21 protein-coding genes are annotated in these 20,047 nt (G+C 66.2%); 8 read left to right on the top strand and 13 right to left on the bottom strand.

Annotation, left to right across the window (positions count from 1 at the left end):
• Positions 1-17 precede the first annotated feature (17 nt).
• From H9532_RS15645 to menA, 3 genes are read right to left on the bottom strand one after another with little or no spacing between them, the layout of a single operon-like run.
• Complete coding sequence (locus tag H9532_RS15645) at positions 18-1,250, bottom strand: AMP-binding protein (protein ID WP_296370275.1); 1,233 nt, start codon at positions 1,248-1,250, stop codon at positions 18-20.
• On the bottom strand, positions 1,247-2,227 hold the full coding sequence (locus tag H9532_RS15640) for an o-succinylbenzoate synthase (RefSeq protein ID WP_296370273.1): 981 nt from the start codon (positions 2,225-2,227) through the stop codon (positions 1,247-1,249). Before H9532_RS15640 ends, H9532_RS15645 begins: the two co-directional genes overlap by 4 nt.
• On the bottom strand, positions 2,224-3,087 hold the full coding sequence (menA, locus tag H9532_RS15635) for a 2-carboxy-1,4-naphthoquinone phytyltransferase (RefSeq protein WP_296370401.1): 864 nt from the start codon (positions 3,085-3,087) through the stop codon (positions 2,224-2,226). Before menA ends, H9532_RS15640 begins: the two co-directional genes overlap by 4 nt.
• A 122-nt stretch (positions 3,088-3,209) precedes the next feature.
• On the opposite strand from menA, the gene H9532_RS15630 reads away from it, so the two are divergent.
• Positions 3,210-4,643 (top strand): isochorismate synthase, encoded by a 1,434-nt coding sequence (locus tag H9532_RS15630; RefSeq protein WP_296370271.1) that lies wholly within the window; start codon positions 3,210-3,212, stop codon positions 4,641-4,643.
• Positions 4,640-5,491 carry an ion transporter gene (locus tag H9532_RS15625; protein WP_296370269.1) on the top strand — a complete coding sequence of 284 codons (852 nt, stop codon included), beginning with the start codon at positions 4,640-4,642 and terminating at the stop codon, positions 5,489-5,491. The genes H9532_RS15630 and H9532_RS15625 overlap by 4 nt, the downstream gene beginning before the upstream one ends.
• A gap of 6 nt (positions 5,492-5,497) precedes the next feature.
• Here the strand turns inward: H9532_RS15625 and gshB are convergent, their stop codons facing one another.
• Positions 5,498-6,493: a glutathione synthase gene (gene gshB / locus H9532_RS15620; protein ID WP_296370267.1), complete on the bottom strand. Its 996-nt coding sequence runs from the start codon at positions 6,491-6,493 to the stop codon at positions 5,498-5,500.
• The gene (gene grxC, locus H9532_RS15615) at positions 6,490-6,753 is read right to left on the bottom strand and encodes a glutaredoxin 3 (protein WP_296370265.1); all 264 of its coding nucleotides are present in this window, start codon (positions 6,751-6,753) and stop codon (positions 6,490-6,492) included. The genes gshB and grxC overlap by 4 nt, the downstream gene beginning before the upstream one ends.
• A 93-nt stretch (positions 6,754-6,846) precedes the next feature.
• Here grxC and prfB point away from each other — a divergent pair.
• From prfB to H9532_RS15585, 6 genes are all read left to right on the top strand, one after another.
• Positions 6,847-7,975 (top strand): peptide chain release factor 2 gene (gene prfB, locus H9532_RS15610; protein ID WP_296370399.1). Its coding sequence is split into 2 segments (ribosomal slippage): positions 6,847-6,921 and positions 6,923-7,975, totalling 1,128 coding nucleotides; the frame shifts between segments, so codons are not numbered across the junction.
• Positions 7,968-8,174, top strand: coding sequence for a DUF3285 domain-containing protein (locus H9532_RS15605; protein ID WP_296370264.1), 207 nt, complete (start codon positions 7,968-7,970; stop codon positions 8,172-8,174). The genes prfB and H9532_RS15605 overlap by 8 nt, the downstream gene beginning before the upstream one ends.
• A gap of 3 nt (positions 8,175-8,177) precedes the next feature.
• Positions 8,178-8,744, top strand: coding sequence for an rRNA maturation RNase YbeY (ybeY, locus tag H9532_RS15600; RefSeq protein WP_296370261.1), 567 nt, complete (start codon positions 8,178-8,180; stop codon positions 8,742-8,744).
• 75 nt (positions 8,745-8,819) lie between these two features.
• Complete coding sequence (locus H9532_RS15595) at positions 8,820-9,287, top strand: diacylglycerol kinase family protein (RefSeq protein ID WP_296370398.1); 468 nt, start codon at positions 8,820-8,822, stop codon at positions 9,285-9,287.
• A 23-nt stretch (positions 9,288-9,310) separates the two neighbouring features.
• A complete protein-coding gene (locus tag H9532_RS15590; RefSeq protein WP_296370260.1) occupies positions 9,311-9,907 on the top strand; it encodes an aminodeoxychorismate/anthranilate synthase component II in 597 nt (198 codons plus the stop codon).
• A gap of 36 nt (positions 9,908-9,943) precedes the next feature.
• Positions 9,944-10,672, top strand: a complete 729-nt coding sequence (locus H9532_RS15585) for an MBL fold metallo-hydrolase (RefSeq protein ID WP_296370259.1) — start codon at positions 9,944-9,946, stop codon at positions 10,670-10,672.
• A 3-nt stretch (positions 10,673-10,675) separates the two neighbouring features.
• Here H9532_RS15585 and H9532_RS15580 read toward each other — a convergent pair whose 3' ends face one another.
• From H9532_RS15580 to mnmE, 8 genes are all read right to left on the bottom strand, one after another.
• Complete coding sequence (locus H9532_RS15580; protein WP_296370257.1) at positions 10,676-11,797, bottom strand: histidinol-phosphate transaminase; 1,122 nt, start codon at positions 11,795-11,797, stop codon at positions 10,676-10,678.
• Positions 11,798-11,801: 4 nt separating this feature from the next.
• On the bottom strand, positions 11,802-13,607 hold the full coding sequence (gene argS / locus H9532_RS15575) for an arginine--tRNA ligase (RefSeq protein WP_296370255.1): 1,806 nt from the start codon (positions 13,605-13,607) through the stop codon (positions 11,802-11,804).
• 44 nt (positions 13,608-13,651) lie between these two features.
• Positions 13,652-15,715 (bottom strand): protein kinase, encoded by a 2,064-nt coding sequence (locus H9532_RS15570; protein WP_296370254.1) that lies wholly within the window; start codon positions 15,713-15,715, stop codon positions 13,652-13,654.
• Entirely contained in the window at positions 15,712-16,653 is a 942-nt protein-coding gene (locus tag H9532_RS15565) for a PhnD/SsuA/transferrin family substrate-binding protein (protein WP_296370251.1), read from the bottom strand. Before H9532_RS15565 ends, H9532_RS15570 begins: the two co-directional genes overlap by 4 nt.
• Positions 16,650-16,823, bottom strand: a complete 174-nt coding sequence (locus tag H9532_RS15560) for a HAMP domain-containing protein (protein ID WP_296370249.1) — start codon at positions 16,821-16,823, stop codon at positions 16,650-16,652. Before H9532_RS15560 ends, H9532_RS15565 begins: the two co-directional genes overlap by 4 nt.
• A 15-nt stretch (positions 16,824-16,838) precedes the next feature.
• The gene (locus tag H9532_RS15555; protein ID WP_296370247.1) at positions 16,839-17,594 is read right to left on the bottom strand and encodes a DUF3365 domain-containing protein; all 756 of its coding nucleotides are present in this window, start codon (positions 17,592-17,594) and stop codon (positions 16,839-16,841) included.
• Positions 17,595-17,681: 87 nt separating this feature from the next.
• Complete coding sequence (gene nadC, locus H9532_RS15550) at positions 17,682-18,554, bottom strand: carboxylating nicotinate-nucleotide diphosphorylase (RefSeq protein ID WP_296370245.1); 873 nt, start codon at positions 18,552-18,554, stop codon at positions 17,682-17,684.
• Between the two features lie 108 nt (positions 18,555-18,662).
• Positions 18,663-20,021, bottom strand: a complete 1,359-nt coding sequence (mnmE, locus tag H9532_RS15545) for a tRNA uridine-5-carboxymethylaminomethyl(34) synthesis GTPase MnmE (RefSeq protein ID WP_296370242.1) — start codon at positions 20,019-20,021, stop codon at positions 18,663-18,665.
• Positions 20,022-20,047 lie beyond the last annotated feature (26 nt).

Here is a 20,047-nt window from a genome sequence, read left to right as displayed (position 1 = left end):
CATTGGTGCAGGGGTTGTCAGGAATCATGTGCAGGCTGTGATTCCAGCCATCGCCCCCAGCGCTGACGCTCCCATTTGCCGAGCGCACTGCGCTCCAGCTCAGGGCAAGGCTGCCAACGCCGTGGGCGCTGACACGGAGGCAGGCTGAGCGACAAAGCCTGCAGGCGTTCCAGCAGCAAGCTTTCGGCCAAACCACTGCCAGAGCTTGGTTTCACCAACGCCACAAGCCGTGCACCCCAAAGCGCATCCGCCTCCGGCAACACGAGCAGCTCCAGCACCGGTAGCTCCTGGGACTTAGCCAGATCGAGCAAGCGCTGTTCCAGCTGCTCTGGGAAGACCGTTTCACCGCCACTGTGGATGGCCCCATCCAGGCGGCCCAGGAGCTGCCAACTCTCCTCCCCCTGCTCGGCCCGATCCCCGCTGCTCCACCAGCCGCCATCAAGGGGGAGGGGATCCAGCACACCCTGCTGGAACAACCCCAAAGCCAGGCTGGCGGCCTGAACCTGAAGCGCACCATGGCCGGGATCAACGCGCAGCCGCACGTGGGGCAAGGCAATGCCGCATCCCTCCACACCCGCCAGAAAGCGCTGGGGCGAAAGAGCCATCACCATCGCGCCGGTTTCGGTGGTGCCATAGCAGGGCGCCAGACGAATCCCTAGATCTCGGCAGCGCTGGGCCATGGCTGGGGGCAAGGCAGCACCACCCACCCAGATCAGCGCAAACTGCTCGAGCCAACGCATCCCGGCCGGAACCTCCAGCAGGCGCTGCAGCTGGGTGGGCACCAGCGAGAGCACCGCACGATCCGGAGCGATCGGACGAGCACTCGCCAGCAGCTGCTCAGGCTCACGCATGTGCTCAGGGGCGAGCCAGCGCAACTCAGCCCCCCAAGCGCTGGCCCGCAGCAGCGGCATCAGGCCGCTCACATGCTGCAGCGGCAGGGGGTTGAACAGCTCCAGCTGACCTGGCGCCATTCCCAAACCCTCCAGCCACTGGGCTGTGCCAGCCACCGCCACCTGCAGGTGGGCGAGTGGCTGCAGGCACCAGCGCCGGCCGCCGCTACTCCCCCCCGTACCCAGCACCACCGCCGGCCCCCAGTTGGGGTCGCTGCGTTCAGGCAACGCGCCTTGCAGCAGCGCCGCTTCTTCGGGGGCCGCGATCGCCACCGTGCGCCCCCGCTGCCAGGCCTGCTGCAGCGTTGCGGCCAAGCCCGCTCGATCGCCACTGGCCTGGAGCAGCAAGGGCGCGCTCATGCTGCGGCCTCCCAGACCAGCTCAGGATCAGCCGCGAACAACTCCCCTTCAGGCCGCCACCCCGGTGCCAAGCCTGGAGCCGCAGGCGTCGGACCTTGGGCCTGCAGGGCCGCCAGATGCTCCACGAAGCGCCGACCAATGCCGGTTTCGAAGGCGGTGCTGATCATCTGGCGCGGCAAACCGCTATGCAACTGCTGCTGCAGCGGCCGGGGATCTCCTTCCTGCAGCGGCCGGCGCACCAGCCAACCCGGCCACGTGGCCTGCTGCTGGGGATCCAGAGAGGGGAGGGATTCATCCAGCGCCACGGGGACACGGGCCCCCAACGCTTGCAACTCCGGCCAGGCCGCGGGCGGCAGCGGTTGCTCCAACCACTCCAGCCGCGGTTCACCCATGAAGCGATCAGCCCAGCGGTGGGCCGTCGCCACATCCCAGCCGCCATTGGCATCGAGGCGCAACCGGGCTGATCCAGGCAGGCGCTGCAACAACTGCTCGAGCACACCCAGCTCCAAGGAATCTGCGGCCGCCGCCACCTTCCACTTCAGCGTGAGGGGCTCGGACGAGCGCAACCTGGACGCATCCAGCACCCGATCGAGCGCATCGAGGGCGCGTTCTCCCGCCGGCAGCAGCCAGGCCGAAGCCGGAGCTGGGTACCAACCCCCGGCTCCACAACCATCCAGCTCAGCCAGAGCCATCCCCAGTGCACAAGCCAAGCCAGCCGGGAGCTGGGGGATCCGTTGCTCCAACGCATCCCGCGGCAGCGCTGGCGGCAGAGTGCCTAACGCCGCGGCCAACGCAGGATCAGCCTGCGCCAACAACGGCGCCGCCGCCTCACCCCAGCCCAGGGCACCACCGGAGGCTTCCACACGCAGCAGCCAACCGGCGCGGGCCACCAGCGCACCCCGACTGGTGATCAAGCTGCGCGGCAACACAAAGCGATAGGGCCGCCAGCGCAGCTGCAGCAGGCCCTCAGCGCTCATCCCAACCAGCGCCCCAGAGCGAGGCCCACAGCCAACCCAAGGCCGTTGAAGGCCTGAAAGCGCAGGGCCAGAAACTTGCTGCCGATGATCCGCCCCGGCTCGCGGTGATGCTGGCGCAGCAGCCGGATCAAGGCCTGGGCTGGCGGCAAGCCAATCGCGCCCAGCAGGGCGGTGAGCGGCCACTGGCGCACCAGCACCGGCGCCCACTCCAGGGCCAGCGCAGCCGCCACAAACCAGGGAATCAACCCCGCTGCTGCCCCGGTACCCAGCCGCACCACCGGCGAGCGCTTGCCGTGGGCGGCGTCTTCCTCAACCTGGTGGAAGTGCGAGCAGAACAGCACCAACGTGGTCGCCAGGGCCGGACCACTGCCCAGCTCCAAGGCCGTTCGCCAGGGCACCGCCATCGCAGCGGAGGGCGCCAGAGCCAGCAGGGCAGCCGCGGTAGCCAGGGGACCGAAGGCGATCCAACAGAGGGGTTCCCCCAGACCGCGATAACCGAGGCGCAAAGGAGGACCTTGATAGGCATAGCCAATGCCGCAGCAGGCCAACACCAAAGCCAGAACAGCGGAGCTGCTGCGCAAGGCCACCACGGCCATGAGCAGCAGCCCCAACAGCAGCGCACCGTTAGCCAGCAGCGACACCCGATCGCGCCGGCCGGTGAGGTTCACCACCGAATGGGGCTTGCCGTGGGTATCAACGCCGGTGTCAGCGTCAAAAACATCATTGGCGAGGTTTTCCCAGGCCAGAAGCAGCACCGCTGCCAGCAGAAACAGCAGCAGCTGATCGAGGCGCACCACCAGCCCCTGCCCGACCCGCCAACCAGCAGCCAACAGCACCGGCATCACCGCCACCGAATACATCGGCCACTTGATCGCCGCTTTCCACAGACGCCGCCTCTGGGCCGGATCGGCGTGAAGGCTTGCGACGACCTGAGGCTCGGACGCGGGCAGGGGCAACTGACGACGCAGGAAGGCCCATACATTTGAGCAGCCGCTTCTGCCCGCTACGGGTGCAGGCTCCATCCAGCGTCACAACCAGCTTCAGCGATCTGCTGGCGGCAGCCGCCGAAGGCGCCCGCCTGCTTGAGGGAGAGGGCGTGCTCAGCCTGGCGCTGCCCCTCACGGGCCGCGACCCGATGGCGCTGCTGAGCCAGCTCGATCAAGGCGAGCGCTTTCGCTTCCTCTGGGACAGCGCCCCGGGGCTGTGCCTGGCCGCCAGCGGCCGCTGCAACAGCCTGGAGCTGAGCGGCCCGCGCCGTTTTGAGCTTGCCCAGCGCTTCAGCGCCGTGAGCCTGGGGCGCCTGGCGGCACCGCAAGCCTGCCCGCCGCTGGCGCGGCCACGGGTGCTGCTGGCCTTCTCCTTCTTCGATAGCCCCCTGCAGGAGGGGGATGGCGTTCCCGGAGTGCAGGCGGTGCTGCCCCGCTGGCAACTGAGCCGCCAGGGCCGCCATTGCTGGCTGCGCCTGCAGCGCACCCTGGGGGGCGAGGTGAGCGCCCGCTCCCTGGCCGAGGAGCTGTGGGAGCAGGCCGAGCGACTGGCGCAACTTCCCGCCGACCCCTGCGCCAATGCAGGCGACAAGCCGGGGCCAGCCATTGTGAGCAGCTCCGCCTGGCAGGAGGGCTACCGCTCGGTGGTGGAGCGTGGCCTTGAGCTGGTGGAAGCTGGCGATCTGCGCAAGCTGGTGCTGGCGGTGCGCCAACAGCTCCATCTGGCTCAACCACTAGACCCGCTGCAGCTGCTGGCCCAGCTGCGTCAACGCCAGCCCGGCAGCTGCCGCTTCCTCTGGCAGCAGGCTGATGGCCCTGCCCTGCTGGGCGCCTCTCCCGAGCGACTGCTCACCGTGCGGCAGGGCCAGCTGCGCAGCGATGCCCTAGCCGGCACGGCACCGGTGGGGCCCAACGCCGAGCAGTTGCTGCAGTCCGACAAAGACCGCCGCGAACACGCGCTGGTGGTGGAGGCGATCACCGAAGTGCTCCAGCAGAGCGAACTCACCCCCCATTGCCCCCGCCATCCGCGCCTCGCCCGCCACGGGCAACTGGTGCACCTGCACACGCCGATCACAGCAGCCTTGGGTGATCAACAGCCGCTGGCCCTGGCCGCAGCGCTGCATCCCACCCCAGCTGTGGCCGGCCTGCCGCGGCGCGCAGCGATGACGGCCTTGCGCAGCCTGGAGCCATTTGAACGGGGCTACTACGCCGCTCCCATCGGTTGGATCGACAGCGAAGGCGATACGGAACTGCGGGTTGCCATCCGCAGCGGCACCCTGCAGGGCCAGCGGCTGGAGCTCACCGCCGGCGCAGGCCTGGTCAGCGGCTCCGCGGTGGAGCGCGAGTTGGCGGAAGTCGCCCTGAAGCTGGGGGTGCTGCAGCAGCAGCTCGATCTGCCCCATCTCAACTCCCGCACCACGCACTTGTGAGCTCGTTCAGCTCCGGTGTTGGGCTCCTGGGCGCGCTCCTGCTGCTGGCCCTCGCCATCCGCCGCGGGGTGGGCCGCCACAAGCTCGAGCGCATCATTTTTGAAGCCGACACGCTGGCAGGGAAGCGCTTTGATCTGGCGCTGCTGATCAGCATCGTGCTCAGCGTGTTGCTGGTGGCGTTGGAGAGCGATCCACAGCTGCGGGGCCAATACAAAGCTGTGTTCCAGCCGCTGGAAGTGTTGTTTTCCAGCCTGTTCAGCCTGGAATACCTGCTGCGGCTGCTCTGCAGCCGGCAGCCCTGGCCCTATGCCCGTAGCTTCTTCGGCCTGGTGGATCTGGTGTCGAGCCTGCCGCCCCTGCTCACCCTGGGCATCCCAGCTGGGCAATCGCTGCTGGTCGCGCGGGTGCTGCGGCTCCTGCGGGTGTTCCGGATCCTCAAACTGGGCTCTTATCTCGATGAAGCGCAGCTGCTGCGCCAGGCCCTGGTGGCCAGTCGCCGCAAGATCAGCGTGTTCCTGCTCACGATCGTGGCCTTGGTGGTGCTGATCGGCACCTTGATGTACGTGATCGAAGGCGAACGCAGCGGCTTCACCAGCATCCCGGTGGGCATCTACTGGGCTGTGGTCACCATCACCACGGTGGGCTACGGCGATGTGGCCCCCGTCACCACCCTGGGCCGGTTTGTGGCCTCACTGGTGATGCTGCTGGGTTACAGCATCATCGCGGTGCCTACCGGGATCGTTACCGCCAGCATCAACGAGGCGCAGCGTGAGCAGCGGCGGGCACCTGAAACGCGGCATCAGGCAGAGCCCTGCCCCCACTGCGGCAGGCCTTTGCCTCACGGCTAAGCGCGATCAGCGGCTCAGCAGCCGTTCGATCGTCTGATCCGCCAGGGCGATCCCGCCGAGACGCTCCACCTCGCGCACCCCCGTGGGGCTCGTCACATTGATCTCGCTGAGGCGGCCATCGATCACATCGATGCCGACGAAGAACAAACCTTCCGCCTGCAGCGCCGGCGCCAGCTCGGCGCAAATCCGCCGCTCCTGATCGGTGAGTTCAGTGGCTTCTGGAGCCCCACCCACCGCCAGATTGCTGCGGAATTCCCCCGGGGCGGGCTTGCGATTCACGGCACCCAGCGGCTCCCCATCCACCAGGAGGATCCGTTTATCGCCAGCCGTCACGGCCGGAAGAAAGGCCTGAACCATCACCGGCATGGACTGCTGATTGGTCACCAGCTCCAGCAACGCCTTGAGACCGGGCGCATCGGCATGGCTGCGCACCACCCCCTGACCAGCGCGCCCGCCTAACGGCTTCAGCACCACATCGCCATGTTGAGCGGCAAAGGACGCCAACTGCTCGGCATTGCTGCTCACCAGGCTGGGGGCCATCAGATGGCTCCAGCGCAGGGAGCCGAGTTTTTCGTTCCAGGCCCGCAGCGAAGCAGGGCGATTCAGAACCCGCACCCCCTGGCGCTCCGCCAGCTCCAACAAGTGAGTGGCATAGAGGTAGGCCTCATCCACCGGCGGGTCTTTGCGCATCCACACGCGCGGGAATGCGCTGAGCGGCAGCCAACGGGCTTCTTCAGCCTCAAACCAGGGGTCTGGCAGATCCCAGCCGGTGGCTGTTGGGCGAATCTCGCTGAGCCAGATCGGCTGGGCCAGCACCATCGGCTCATGGGCGGGATCGCTGCTGCGTACCGCCAGCTGGGCGGGCGTGCACACCCACACCTGCTGTCCAGCCCGCTGGGCCGCCTGCATCAGGGCAACGCTGGAGTCTTTGGTGGGCCGTAGCTGCGCGATCGGATCGATCACGAACAGCTGGGCTTCACGCCTCTGATCAATGCGGCTCAAGCGTTGGCTCCGAGCAGCGCATCCAGCTGACCGCTGCGCTCGAGGGCATGCAAGTCGTCGCAGCCACCCACGTGCTGCCCGTTGATAAAGGTCTGCGGCACGCTGCGCCGGCCGCCACTCTTGGCGGCCATGGCGGTCCGGGCCGCCTCATCGCCATCAATGGCGAACTCGGTGTACGCCACTCCCTTGCGGTCGAGCAGCGCCTTGGCCCGAATGCAAAACGGACAGGCCCGCCAGGTGTAGATCTCAACGTTCGCCATCGGGACGCGCACCGGTGGGCCGGATCCTAGAAGCGGCCTGACGCTGCAAGGCGCGCCATTCAGTACGGTCGACCCAACGTTCAATCCATGCCGGTGCTCGACCTCACCGACTTCAAGCGCGACCTCTCCGAGCTCACTGACCGCCTGGGCAATGCCCAGGACTGTCTTTGACGTTCCTGCACTGAAAGCACGCCAGCAAGACCTCGAACAACTGGCCTCCCAGCCCGATTTCTGGGATGACCAGAAGCAGGCCCAGGCCAAGATGCGCCAGCTCGATGAGGTCAAAGCCCAGCTCGAGCAACTCAGCCAGTGGCAAGCGGCCGTGGCCGATGCCGAAGCCACCGTGGAGATCTACGGCCTCGAACCCGATGAGGAGCTGCTGAGCGAATCCAACGAAGCGCTGCAAAAGCTGCGGGCCGATCTGGATCGCTGGGAGCTGGAGCGCCTGCTGAGCGGCCCCTACGACAAGGAGGGCGCCGTGATCAGCATCAACGCCGGTGCCGGCGGCACCGACGCCCAGGACTGGGCGCTGATGCTGATGCGCATGTACACGCGCTGGGCCGAAGACCACGGCATGAAGGTGACCGTGGACGAACTCAGCGAAGGGGAAGAAGCGGGCATCAAGAGCTGCACGATCGAGATCGAAGGCCGCTACGCCTACGGCTATCTGCGCAACGAGAAGGGCACCCACCGCCTGGTGCGCATCTCACCGTTCAACGCCAACGACAAGCGCCAGACCAGCTTCGCCGGCGTGGAGGTGATGCCCAAGATCGAGGAGGAGGTGAAGCTCGACATCCCCGACAAAGACCTTGAGATCACCACCTCACGCTCCGGCGGTGCCGGCGGCCAGAACGTGAACAAGGTGGAAACGGCCGTGCGCATCCTGCACATCCCCACCGGCCTGTTCGTGCGCTGCACCCAGGAGCGCTCGCAGCTCCAGAACAAGGAAAAGGCCATGGCCCTGCTGATGGCCAAGCTGCTGGTGATCGCCCAGGAACAGCGGGCCGCCGAAATCGCCGACATCCGCGGCGACATCGTGGAAGCGGCCTGGGGCAACCAGATCCGCAACTACGTCTTCCACCCGTACCAGATGGTGAAAGACCTGCGCACCCAGCACGAAACCACCGACGTGCAGGGCGTGATGGACGGCGACCTCGATCCCTTCATCCAAAGCCTGCTGCACGCGGGCGTTGAAGTGGCGGGAGGCGGCAGCGATGACTGATCCCACCAACGAAACGGCCGCACCACAACCCGCCGCCGGTGCCACCGCCGAAAACCCCAGTTTCACCAAGCTGGCGATGCGCAACATGGTGCGCAAAGGCAAGCTCAGCCTCACCCACTTCGGCCTCACAGCCCTTGGCTTCCTAGGCTTCATCGTGTTGGTGGCCTACCTGGGCCGTCCGCAGCTCCCCGGCAGCTGAGCGATGCCGTCCTCTGCCGCCAGCAACGCGTTGCCCGATCTCGATCTGGCCTTCGAAGCCGATGACAGCCTGGCAGGCGAGCTGCTGGCCAGCGCAGGTGATCTGGCCGACCCGATCGCCGGGGCCGAGCTCTGGCACGAACGCATCAGCGATTGGCTGAGCGCGATGGCGCCGGAACTGCAGCCGGAGCTGCAGGCATCGGCCTACAGCCTGGGGCTGAGCCTGGTGGGCGACACCGAAATCGCTGAACTGAACAGCGATTGGCGAGGCAAGGCCGGCCCGACAGATGTCTTGGCTTTTGCAGCCCAGGACGACGGTCTGGACGACGCCCCGCCGATCCCCATGCCCGACGGGGAGGTGGAAGCGCTCGAGCTCGGCGACATCGTGATCTCCCTGGAGACCGCCGCCCGTCAGGCGCCGGATCACGGCCACTCTCTGCCCGAAGAACTGCTATTCCTCGCGACCCACGGTCTGCTGCACCTGCTGGGTTGGGATCACCCCGACGACGCCACCCTGGCGGCCATGTTGCGCAAGCAGGAACAGCTTCTCGCCGGCCCCAACCAGCGGTAGGGTGCGGCCGGATACAGCCAGCAGGGGCCTTGGCGCATGCTTGTTCCCCAGGAACCCAGCCGGGAAGCGAGGCCAATGCTCCGCGATCTCAACCGCGATGGCCCACGCGCCAACCTGGATCTGAACAACAGCGTTGAAACACCCGCAAAGGTGCGTCGCCTCGGCGCCTGGACCGTGGCCGGTGATTTGCCCTCCAGCTTTCGCTACGCCGCCCAGGGGCTGATTTACAGCTTCCGCAGCCAGCGCAACTTCCGCATCCACGTGGTGACCGGCGCTGTGGTGTTCGCCCTGAGCCTCTGGCTGCAGCTGCCCCTGGCGCAGTTGGCTGTGCTGGTGCTCACCGTGGCCGCGGTGCTGGTGCTCGAACTGATCAACACCGCCACCGAAGCGGTGGTGGATCTGGCCATCGGCCGCCGCTTTCACCCCCTGGCCCGCATCGCCAAAGACTGCGCTGCCGCCGCCGTGCTCGTGGCGGCCATCAGTTCGCTGGTGATCGCGGTGCTGCTGCTGCTGCCTCCCCTGCTGGTGCGCCTGGGCGTTTGAATGGGGCCTGGCCAGGCGCGGCGATGCTTCTCGTTCTCGACAATTACGACAGCTTCACCTTCAACCTGGTGCAGTATCTGGGTGAGCTGGCCGCCGACCACCCGATCACCGAGGACCTGCGGGTGGAGCGCAACGATGCCCTCACCCTCGAGCAGATTCGCGCTCTGGCACCCGACGCCATCCTGATCTCCCCTGGCCCCGGCGATCCCGATCAATCCGGCGTGTGCCTGGAGGTGCTGCGAGAGCTCAGCCCCACGATCCCCACCCTGGGGGTGTGCCTGGGGCATCAATCGATTGCCCAGGTGTATGGCGGCAAGGTGGTGCGCGCCAAGGAACTGATGCACGGCAAAACCTCGCCGGTGCTGCATGAGGGTCAGGGTGTCTTCGCCGGGCTACCCAATCCGCTTACTGCCACCCGTTATCACAGCCTGATCGCCGAGCGCGAATCGCTGCCCGACTGCCTCGAGATCACCGCCTGGCTCGAAGACGGCACGATCATGGGCCTACGCCACCGCGAGCATCAGCACCTGCAGGGAGTGCAATTCCATCCCGAAAGCGTGCTCACCCAGAGCGGCCATCAGCTGCTCAGCAATTTCCTCGCCCAGGCAGCAGCGGGCTAGGGTTCGGCCCACCCGTTGCGGGCAACCCGCTTCACCATGGCCCTGCGCAGCACCGTGGCTCTGCCGCTCCGCATCCTGGCTGCCACAGCCGTAGCTCTGCCGCTCGCCGCCAGCGCCAACACCGGCGTCACGATCACCAGCTACGGCCACAGTGCCCTGTTGATCCAGGGCGGGGGAGCCTCCGTGCTGCTCAATCCGTTCAAGGCCGTGGGCTGCGCCGCCGGCTTGGCGGAGCCACGGGTGAGCGCCAATGTGATCCTGGCCAGCAGCCGCCTGCTGGATGAGGGAGCGCCCGTGGCCGGCGGCCGCCTTCTCAGCAGCCCTGGCTCCTACCGCGTCGCGGGCCTGAAGATCGAGGGCATCTCCGCTCCCCACGATCGCTTTGGCGGTCGCCGCTTTGGCCAATCCACCCTGTGGCGCTGGAAGCAGGGTGGGCTGGAGTTTGCCCATCTGGGGGGCACCGCCGCTGCACTCAGCCCTGAAGATCGCGTGCTACTGGGCAAACCCGATGTGTTGATCATCGGCGTGGGCGGCGGCGCCAAGGTGTACACCGGCCCTGAAGCCGCAGCTGTGGTGCGGGAGCTCAATCCCCGTCGGGTGATCCCGGTGCAATACGTGAGCGGCACCGCCCCGAAAGACTGCGATCAAGGCAGCGTGGATCCCTTCCTCCAGGCCATGAGTGGCACACCGGTGAAGCGCGTGGGCCGCGTGCTGAGCTTGCCCGCCAAGCTCAGCGAGGGCACCCAGATCGAGGTGATGCGCTGAGCTTCAGGCCGGAATCGCCTCAATGCGCCGGTAAGCAGCCCAGAAGCGCTGCATCTGCTCCAGCGTGCCGATGCTCACCCGCAGAGAGCCATCGATGAGGGGTTTACCGGTCATGGCCCGCACCAAAATGCCGGCCTCACGCAGCGCCTGATCCACCGCGGCCGGATCGCCCTGGGGCCAGATCAGCAGGTAGTTACCCCCCTCCAAGTGGTGCCGCACCCCGGCGGCACGCAGCTGCTCAGCCATCCAGGCCCGGGCTTGGATCACCTCAGCCACGTAGTCGTCCACGTAGGCCTGATCGTTGAGGGCCGCGAAGGCTGCGGTCACCGCGAAGCTGTTGATGTCGTAAGGGCCGGTGACACGGCTGATGCGATCCACCACTGCGGCGTGACCGATGGTGAAGCCGATACGCAGGCCCGCCAGGCCAGCTGTTTTGGCCAGGGAGCGCAGCACCAGCAGGTTGGGTAAAGCGCTGAAATCCGCCAAGGGAAGCAGGCTGTCGCCGGTGAAGGCCTCATAGAGCTCATCCACCACCACCAGGGTCTGAGGTGCGGCAGCCGCCAACTCCAGGATCCGCTCTGGCGCCAGGCGGGTGCCGGTGGGGTTGTTGGGATTGCAGATCAACAGCAGCCTGGGGGCACCCTGCAGGGCGTTGCGGATCCGCTCCAGCGGGAACGCGAACCCCTCGCCCTCGTAGGGAATGGCTTCGATCGCCATGCCCTGCATCTGGGCACAGGGGGTGTAGTAGCCGAAGGTCGGAGTGGTGGTGAGCAACGTCTCACCCCGGTCGCCATAGGCATGAAAGATGGCGTGGATGGCCGCATCCACGCCGTTGAACAACCCCACCTGATCGGGCTGCAGCGGCAGGCCGAGATTGGCGACAACCGCCTCCTTTAAACCGTCGTATTCGGGATAGATGGCGATGTGATCCGCGGGAATCGCCCGCAACGCCTCCACCACCTTCGGGCTCGGACCGATGGTGTTCTCGTTGAAGTCGAGCCGCAGCATCTGGCGCCGGCCCTCCAGCGGCGCGCTGTAGGCATGGAGGCTCTCCACCTCAGGTCGGGGGCTGGGGAACAGGAGTTCCGGAGACAGCCGGTCGTGGGCGTTGCGGTCTGCCGTCATCGGATCACATGCGCTCCAGGGTGGGGATGCCCAGCAGGCCCAGCCCCAGTTTGAGCGTGTCGGCCGTGAGGCGGCAGAGGGCCAGGCGCGAGGAGCGGGCAGGTTCCTCAGCTTTGAGAACAGACACCTGGTCGTAGAAGCGGTTGAACACCTGGCTGAGCTCGAACAGGTAGGTGCACAAACGGTTGGGCAGGAGCTCCTCCTCCACCTCAGCGATCACGGCGTCGAACTTGAGCAGCTCCCGCACCAAAGCCCACTCCTGAGGCTCAGCGAAGCGCAGCGGCTCGCTGCCGGCGCTGGCAACGGCCTCCAGATCACCACCCTTGCGGGCGATGCCGGCGATGCGCACCACCGCGTAGAGGAGGTAGGGCGCGGTGTTGCCCTGCAGGGCCAGCATCCGATCAAAGCTGAACTGGTAGTTGGTAATCCGGTTCTGGCTGAGGTCGGCGTACTTCACCGCCGCCAGGCCCACGGTGGTGGCCACCTGCTGGATGAAGGCTTCGTCTTCGCTGCGGCCCTCCTCCTCCAGGCGGCGGCGCAGATCGGCTTCGGCGCGCTCCACCGCTTCATCGAGCAGATCGCGCAGGCGCACAGTGTCGCCAGCGCGGGTCTTGAGCTTCTTGCCGTCTTCGCCCTGCACCAGACCGAAGGGCACATGCTCCAGCCGGCCGTCCTCCGGCACCCAGCCGGCGCGGCGCGCCACCTGGAACACACCGGCAAAGTGGTTGGCCTGGCCGGCATCGGTCACGTAGATCACGCGGCGGGCGGCATCACCCTCAGGGTCAGCGCCGAAGCGGTAGCGGATCGCCGCGAGGTCGGTGGTGGCGTAGTTAAACCCCCCATCGCTCTTCTGCACGATCACGGGCAAGGGCTTGCCGTCCTTACCACTCACACCTTCGAGAAAGACGCAACGGGCGCCGTCGTCCACCACCAGCAGACCAGCGGCGTCGAGGTCGGCAACGACGCGCTCCAGGTAGGGGTTGTAGAAAGATTCGCCGCGCTCGCTGAGGCGAATGTCGAGCCGGTCGTAGATCTTCTGGAACTCACGCCGGCTCTGATCGCAGAGCAGTCCCCAGGCCTTGAGCGACACCGGATCGCCCCCCTGCAGCTTCACCACCTCCTCACGGGAGGTGGTCTGAAAGGTTTCGTCCTCGTCGAAGCGCTGTTTGGCCTGGCGATAGAAGGCCACCAGATCGCCGAGATCCACCGCATCAGCGGTGTTGAGCGCCTCGGGGGCTACCTGCTTGAGGTGGGTGATCAGCATCCCGAACTGGGTACCCCAATCGCCCACGTGGTTGAGCCGGAGCACCGGATGGCCGCGGAACTCCAGCACCCGCGCCAGGGAGTCGCCAATGATCGTGGAGCGCAGGTGCCCCACGTGCATCTCCTTCGCGATGTTGGGGCTTGAGAAATCCACCACCACCGGGGCTCCCTGCTCCACAGCCGGCACCCCCAGGCGCTGATCACCCAGCCGCACCTGCACCTCGGCCGCCAGCCGCTCAGGCTTCAACGTGAGATTGATGAACCCCGGGCCGGCGATCTGGGGGTCTTGGCAGAGCGCGTTAAAGGCTGGATCAGCTTTCAGCTGCTCCACCACCGCCTCGGCGATCTTGCGCGGCGGCTGCCCCAGCGGTTTAGCGAGCGGCAAGGCCCCATTGGCCTGAAAATCGCCGAATTCCGGTTTGCTGGCCGGGGCCAGCTGGGGATCGAGGCCGGGGCCGGCCTGTCGAGCCGCGGCGGCGGCATCGGGGAAAGCCCGCTCCATCGCGGCGCGCAGCTGGCTTTCCAGGGTTTCAGCGATGCGCAGCATGGGATCACCCACCACCCCCAGGGGCGGTCCTCAAGGTGATGTGATCATCCCCCTTGAAGCTGCCGGCGCAGGTCGGCCAGGGTGAGCGCATCCAGGCCATAGCCACGCAGGGTGGTTTCCAGAGCTGACAGGCGCTGCGCCCTTGGCAGATGGGCCACCTCCTGCCACACCGTGCTGCCGATCGGACCGATCAGCCGCAGCAGCAACTGTTCGCCATCCACACCATCCGGCTCGGGTTCGGTTGAAGTTTCTGGGGCAGCAACTGGCTCCATCGGAACACCAGGTCCACCCTCTACCTGGGCCACCTGCTCGAGAAGCGACTGCACGGCAGACTCCGGCACAGCGGCCTGGCGCAACAGCTCGCTCAGCCGCTGGGGCTGAGTGGGCGCAGCCTGCTCCATCTCCGCGGTCCAGATCAGATCGGCAATCGGGCCGATGGCAAGGCGCAAGACCGGCAGATAGTCCCCCTGCCCGGCTGATCCGGCCACCGCAGGCTGAATCGGCGCTGGCGGTTCAGCCACCACCGCAGCCCTTTCAGGCTGCAGCTGAGCCGCCCGGCAGGCCTCCTCCACGTCATTGCGCGCCAAACCCGCGGACACCAGACGCTCCTGCAGACCCGGCAACTGCAGAGCAGGTATCAGGCTGGGCTGACTATCGAGCAGCAGTTCCACCATCGGGCCATAGGTGCTGACCAACTGTTGATGCAGCACCTGCTTGCTCACTGCCCCGGCAACGGACGCCTGACCTGCAGCCAAAGGCACCGGACTGCTTGAGGGAGACATCGGCGACTGATCGAGCAGCCGCAGGGCATCGGCCGCCTGCTGCACGCGCCGGGCCGGAAGGTCCTCCAGCAGAGGGGCAAGCCAGCCAGCCACCTCCGGCTCCAACCCCTGCAATACCCAACAGCCCTGGGCCTCGTCGTAGAGGCTGGCGGGATCCTGCCCGGTGTACAGGGTCAGGGCAGACACTCCCAGGGCGTACAGATCGGATGCTGGTGTCAGCCGCCCGAAGCGCGCCCGCTCAGGCGCTGAGAAAAACGGACGCCCAGCCTCAGACACACCGCTGAAGGGAGCTGAATGCTGCCCAGAACTCGCCTCCAGGCGTGCCTTCAACAACGAGAAATCCACCAGAAACAGCGGCCCCGCTTCCTGGGCCGGGATCAGATTGGCGGGGTGTAGATCGCCATGCACGAGTCCAGCGGCATGGACCTGCTCCAGCACCTGGAGCACCTGCCGCAGCAGCTCAGCCAACCGCTGCTTGCGCCGCAACAGATCCAACGATCCATGCAGGGACGGGCCAGGAATGTATTCCTGAATGAAGCAGAACAGGCCCGAACGGGCATAGCCATCGAGAACCCGCGGTAGCCGCGGATGGCGCAGCCGATCCAGACACGCTGCCTCCACCTGCAGCGCTTCCACCAGAGCAGGCCCGGCAGGGATCAACTTCATCACCGCCTGGCGTTCCCGCTGACGCTCCTGAAGCAGCAAGGTCTGCTGGGCCGGGGAGCGCCCGATGGGCCGCACCAGCTCAAATGGGGTGTCGGCCAGCAACATCTCCAATTGCACCGGCTCTTGTGCACGACTCTGGGCGAAGTCGAGCAGCTGGTCCGGGCCCAGGCAGAAAGCCTGCATCGGCTCAGGCAGGCCCTTCAATTCCACCTCACCCATGGGCTGCGCCAGGCGCCGAAAACGCGGGTCAATCAGGTCGTAGGTGGAGCGCACAAAGGCCACACCATTGGCCGGGCTCACGGTCTGCAGGCGGGAGGCCAGATGCACACCTTGCCCCAGGATGTCGTCGCCATCGGCGTAGATCTCGCCGGTATGCAAGCCAAAGCGATGGCCCAACGATTGACGCCCGCGCGCGGAGAGCTTCTGCACACAAGACTGCACGAACTCGAGAGCCTGGGTGGGGCCATCGAAGGTGGCCAGCAGCCCATCACCCAGCGATTTCACCAGTGAGCCGCCATAACGCTGCAGCTCATCGCGAATCAGAGAAAGATCTTCCTTGATGCGCTGAATAGCAATCAACTCATCCGCGAAGATCTTCACGGAAGAATCCACCACATCGCTGAACACGATGGCCTTGAGCTGGCGCTCACGGCTGCTCATGAAGCCACCCCCTGAGCTTTGAGCTGCTGCTTGCGGCCATACACGGCGTAGGGCTGTCCCTCCAGCGGCAGATTCCAGCTCTCCACATTGGTGACCACCGTGCGCAGACGTTGCAAGGCCTGGGTTTCCGGCAGCACACCAGCCACATAACCAAGGCTGGGAGGCAACTGAGGCGCGCTCTCATCGAGCACCTTGAGAAAGGACTGATGGTCGGCAGCCACCAGGGGTTGACTGAGCACGAGGGCACCCACAGGAATCAGGTTCGGGTCGTTCACGATCACCCGCACATCACCACCGGGATCGGGCAATGAAGCATCCCAGGCGATCACATCGAGCTTGCCTCCACGTAGCCGCTCGAGCAGCTCGCTGTAGCTCAGGGAATAGTGAACCGACTGCAAGCTCAAACCATGCAGGTTGTAGAGAGGCAGATAGAACCCGGTGAGCGAACCGCGCGGCAGCAGACCAAGCCGCGCGCCGTTGAGTTGTTGCAGGGTGCGCAGATCGCTAGTCGCCCGTACCAGCAACTGAGAGCGCGACTGGCTGCGCTGCCCGAGGGGGCGCAGCAGGCTGTAGCCGCGGTCGGCTGAACCCTCCAGGGCAAAGGCGGCCAGCCCTGGCGGCAGGAAACCCACGTCCCACTCACCTGAACCGAGGCGTTGGCGGGCCTGCTCCGGACTGGCCACCGGTTCAAGCATCACCTCGCATTGGCTCGCAACGGTGAGCAGATCACGAACGCGGCTGATGTCTTGATCGCTCAACGCCGCCTGAGCGGCGGATGCGCGCCCTTCCTCCGCACCGACGAGACCAACACGCAGCTGACCCGTGGGACCGCAAAGACTCACCTTGGAAGTGGGCTGCTGTCCACAGGCCAGCAGGCTCATCGCGAGCCCGGCGATGGCCACCAGCGGCAGGCGTGAACTCAATCCTGGAGAGCTCATGGACGCCCTTGCCGGTCCTTGAGCATTTGCATGGAGATGGCCAGGCTCTGCTTCATCCGTTCAAAGCTGCGCGCCAACAGGCCGATCTCATCGCTACGGCTGCGCTCATCGAAGGACACAGTGGCAGGGGTGACACTGGCCTCCTCCGCCTTGCGGCTGATCTCCCGCATCGGACGCAGGATCAACTAATTCAGCACACTGTTGGTAATCAGACCAACCGCCACAAAGGCGATCACGAACAACAGCGCCGTGGTGAACAGCGAACGGTCCTTGGCCTCAAAAACAGCCTTCTGGGGCACCGTCACGATCTGAGCACCCACGATCTCGTTGAGCTTCCAGCCAAAACCGGTGCTGTCCCCGTAGGTGAGCAACTGACTGGCCGGGGCCCGATCGGGGGTGGAGTGGCAAACCAGGCAGCTCTCTTTGGTGATCTTGATCGGCCGGGCCACGAAATGCATCGACCCCAGTGGTGTGCTCTTCTCGCCCGCCAACGTGGCGAGAGAGGGGTCACTGCGAAAACGCTCAATCACACCGGTTTCAAAGCTGTCGGCCTTGTCGCGCAGGTTGGTGGGATTGAGCGCTGCTTCTCGGTAGGAATAATCGCGATAATCGGGTTTAGCTTTCAGATAGGCAAACACCGTTTGGGCTGAATAACTGGGCACCGATTCGGGCCGGAAGCCACCTGGCCCCTCATTCAGGGGAGCAACGATGGGGTTGACATCTTTACTGGTGTATTCGCGCACAGCCAACATGGCATCCATGAAGAAACTGGAGCGCTGATCAATCAGGTTGCGCGCCTGAAGGCCAAACAACTGATTAAGCAGCAGCACCGCCACCAGAATCGAGAGCGCAAAAATGGCAGACAGCGTGATCGCGAGCTGTTTGCGAAGCGGCCGCTGCCCTGAGCCCACCATCCAGCCCTTGAGCACCGGGAACTTCATGTCGCAGTCAGAGTTCGCCCCCTCAAGGTAAAGGGCATGGTGCGAAAGCAACAGATCTGGATGCGACTGCACACACGTGCAATCCAATTAACCAGCGAAGCGCATGCTCAGATCCAGCCAGCGGCTACGGGTCACCGGCGCACTGGTCGAGATCAGATCGATCCCAGTGGCGGCATAGGCCGCCAGCTGCTCCGGTTCCGGTTGCACCCCGGATGCCTCCAGCACAACCGGCGCGGCGCCCACGCGGGAGGCGGCGCGCTGGCGCAGCTGCGGCACCAACGCCAGCAACGCTTCAGGGCTGAACTCATCCAACAGCACACCATCGGCACCGGCATCCACGGCCTCACACGCCTGCTGCTCGGTTTCCGCTTCCACGATCACCCGAGCCGGCCAGGGGGCTGAAGCCTGCACCGCAGCCACCGCCGCACGCACCCCACCAGCCCAGGCCAGATGGTTTTCCTTGAGCATGGCGGCATCGTCGAGGCCCATGCGGTGGTTCACCCCACCACCGCAGCGCACCGCATATTTCTCCAACACCCGCAGGCCTGGCGTGGTCTTACGGGTGTCGGCCAACTGCACCCCCGTGCCAGCGAGCTCAGCCACGAGCACAGCCGTTGCGGTTGCAATCCCCGAGAGCCGCATGGCCAGGTTGAGAGCCGTGCGCTCCACCGCCACCAACGCCGCGGCTGAACCCTCCAGCTCCAGCAAGCGCTGCCCCGGCATCACCGGCGCTCCTTCGGCCACCAGCAACCGCACCTGGGCCCTGGGATCGAGCTGATGCAACAACGGTTCAAGCAGCACACCCCCGCAGAAGCGCCCCTCGGCCTTGGCGATCCAGTGCGCGCGGCCCGCACAACCCTGCAGGGCTGGTGCACTGAGATCGCCGCGGCCCAGATCCTCCGCGAGCCAGCCCTGAAGCTGGGCGCGGAGCTGAGGTGTGAGATCAAGAGACACACCCATCAGAGCAACCGCCTTGGCGCCTGCTGCATGGGACTGCGCCCAGCCAGTGGATCAGCCATGGAAGCCCCCGTGTCGTGGTCTCATTGTCTGACGGCAGGGCCTACGGCTTCATTTGCCAATGCAGAAGCGGGAGAACACCCGATCGAGCACGGCTTCACTCACCTCCTCCCCCGTGATCTCGCCGAGGGCGCGAACGGCGGCGCGCAGATCAATGGTCCAGAAATCCCAAGGCAGCTGCTGCCGGGCCGCCTCCAAGCTGGCGCCAAGACTGGCCGCCGCAGCCGCGGCCAGATCCTGCTGCCTGCGGTTCAGGGCCAACTGCACGCCCTGGGGGTCGCTGTGGCCGCAGCGGGCCAGCAGCTGCGCCACCAGATCACTCTCGCCCGCACCCGTGAGGGCGCTGATACAGACGTCCGCCTCTGTTGACGGGGGGCTGGTGCCTGCCGCGAACTGATCGGCCTTGTTGCCTACCACCAAGAGGGGCACCCCCTCCGGCACCAGATCGCGCAGCGCTGCGTCGTCGGCGCACCAACCAACGCTGAGATCAAACAGCAGCAACACCGCATCGGCGGCCTGCAGAGCGGAGTGACTGCGCTCAATGCCGATCTGCTCCACCCGATCGCTTGTGGATCGGATGCCTGCCGTATCGAGCAGGGTGAGAGGCACGCCTTGGAGCACCAGCTCACTCTCCACCAGATCACGGGTGGTGCCGGGCAGGTCGGTCACGATGGCCCGCTCACTGCAGCTCAGCCGGTTCAGCAGGCTGGACTTGCCCACGTTGGGGCGTCCCACGATCGCCACGCGCAGGCCATCGCGCAGCAGCTGGCCGCGCTCGCCATCAGCCACCAACTGCTCCAGTTCGGCCTGCACCGCTCCCAGCTCAGCGGCCACGGCATCGCTATCCAGGGGCGGCAGATCATCTTCGAAGTCCACCCGCGCTTCTAGCTCCGCAAGCTGATCCAGCAACCGCTCCCGCAGGCCAGCGATCTGGGCCTGCAACCCTCCATCGAGGCCCGCCATCGCCAGCTGGGCGGCCCGGCGGCTGCGGGCCGTGACGAGCTCGCTGATCGCCTCGGCGCGGGTGAGATCCAGCCGGCCATTGAGAAACGCCCGCTGGCTGAACTCACCGGGCAGGGCACGGCGGGCACCGCTGGCCAGCACCAGCTCGAGCACCCGCTGCACGCTGATCAAGCCGCCATGGCAGTGGAACTCCACCACCGTTTCGCGGGTGAAGCTGCGCGGGGCCCGCATCAACAGCAGCAGCGCCTCATCCACGCGCTCGCCACTAGCGGGATCGCATACATGGCCGTAGAGCACCCGATGGCTCTCCCAGGTCTGATGACCAGGGGCCACAAACAGGCGTTGGCCAATGGTCTCAGCCTCAGGACCTGACACCCGCACGATGGCCACACTGCCCTCACCGGGGGCAATAGCCGTAGCCACAGCAGCGATGGTGTCGTCCGGCAAAGCGGGAGGCAGGCGATGCCTCCAGT

Source organism: Vulcanococcus sp. Clear-D1 (assembly GCF_014654725.1).
Classification (GTDB): Bacteria; Cyanobacteriota; Cyanobacteriia; order PCC-6307; family Cyanobiaceae; genus Vulcanococcus.
Note: the sequence above shows the minus strand (reverse complement) of the source record. Positions and strands in the feature narration are given on the sequence as shown.

Excerpts from the sequence above, each read along its gene's own strand:
- H9532_RS15645 (WP_296370275.1), bottom strand. The coding sequence starts at position 1,250 with ATGAGCGCGCCCTTGCTGCTCCAGGCCAGTGGCGATCGAGCGGGCTTG.
- H9532_RS15640 (WP_296370273.1), bottom strand. The coding sequence starts at position 2,227 with ATGAGCGCTGAGGGCCTGCTGCAGCTGCGCTGGCGGCCCTATCGCTTT.
- menA (WP_296370401.1), bottom strand. The coding sequence starts at position 3,087 with ATGTATTCGGTGGCGGTGATGCCGGTGCTGTTGGCTGCTGGTTGGCGG.
- grxC (WP_296370265.1), bottom strand. The coding sequence starts at position 6,753 with ATGGCGAACGTTGAGATCTACACCTGGCGGGCCTGTCCGTTTTGCATT.
- H9532_RS15605 (WP_296370264.1), top strand. The coding sequence starts at position 7,968 with ATGACTGATCCCACCAACGAAACGGCCGCACCACAACCCGCCGCCGGT.
- ybeY (WP_296370261.1), top strand. The coding sequence starts at position 8,178 with ATGCCGTCCTCTGCCGCCAGCAACGCGTTGCCCGATCTCGATCTGGCC.
- H9532_RS15595 (WP_296370398.1), top strand. The coding sequence starts at position 8,820 with ATGCTCCGCGATCTCAACCGCGATGGCCCACGCGCCAACCTGGATCTG.
- H9532_RS15590 (WP_296370260.1), top strand. The coding sequence starts at position 9,311 with ATGCTTCTCGTTCTCGACAATTACGACAGCTTCACCTTCAACCTGGTG.
- H9532_RS15585 (WP_296370259.1), top strand. The coding sequence starts at position 9,944 with ATGGCCCTGCGCAGCACCGTGGCTCTGCCGCTCCGCATCCTGGCTGCC.
- H9532_RS15580 (WP_296370257.1), bottom strand. The coding sequence starts at position 11,797 with ATGACGGCAGACCGCAACGCCCACGACCGGCTGTCTCCGGAACTCCTG.
- argS (WP_296370255.1), bottom strand. The coding sequence starts at position 13,607 with ATGCTGCGCATCGCTGAAACCCTGGAAAGCCAGCTGCGCGCCGCGATG.
- H9532_RS15570 (WP_296370254.1), bottom strand. The coding sequence starts at position 15,715 with ATGAGCAGCCGTGAGCGCCAGCTCAAGGCCATCGTGTTCAGCGATGTG.
- H9532_RS15565 (WP_296370251.1), bottom strand. The coding sequence starts at position 16,653 with ATGAGCTCTCCAGGATTGAGTTCACGCCTGCCGCTGGTGGCCATCGCC.
- H9532_RS15560 (WP_296370249.1), bottom strand. The coding sequence starts at position 16,823 with ATGCGGGAGATCAGCCGCAAGGCGGAGGAGGCCAGTGTCACCCCTGCC.
- H9532_RS15555 (WP_296370247.1), bottom strand. The coding sequence starts at position 17,594 with ATGAAGTTCCCGGTGCTCAAGGGCTGGATGGTGGGCTCAGGGCAGCGG.
- nadC (WP_296370245.1), bottom strand. The coding sequence starts at position 18,554 with ATGGGTGTGTCTCTTGATCTCACACCTCAGCTCCGCGCCCAGCTTCAG.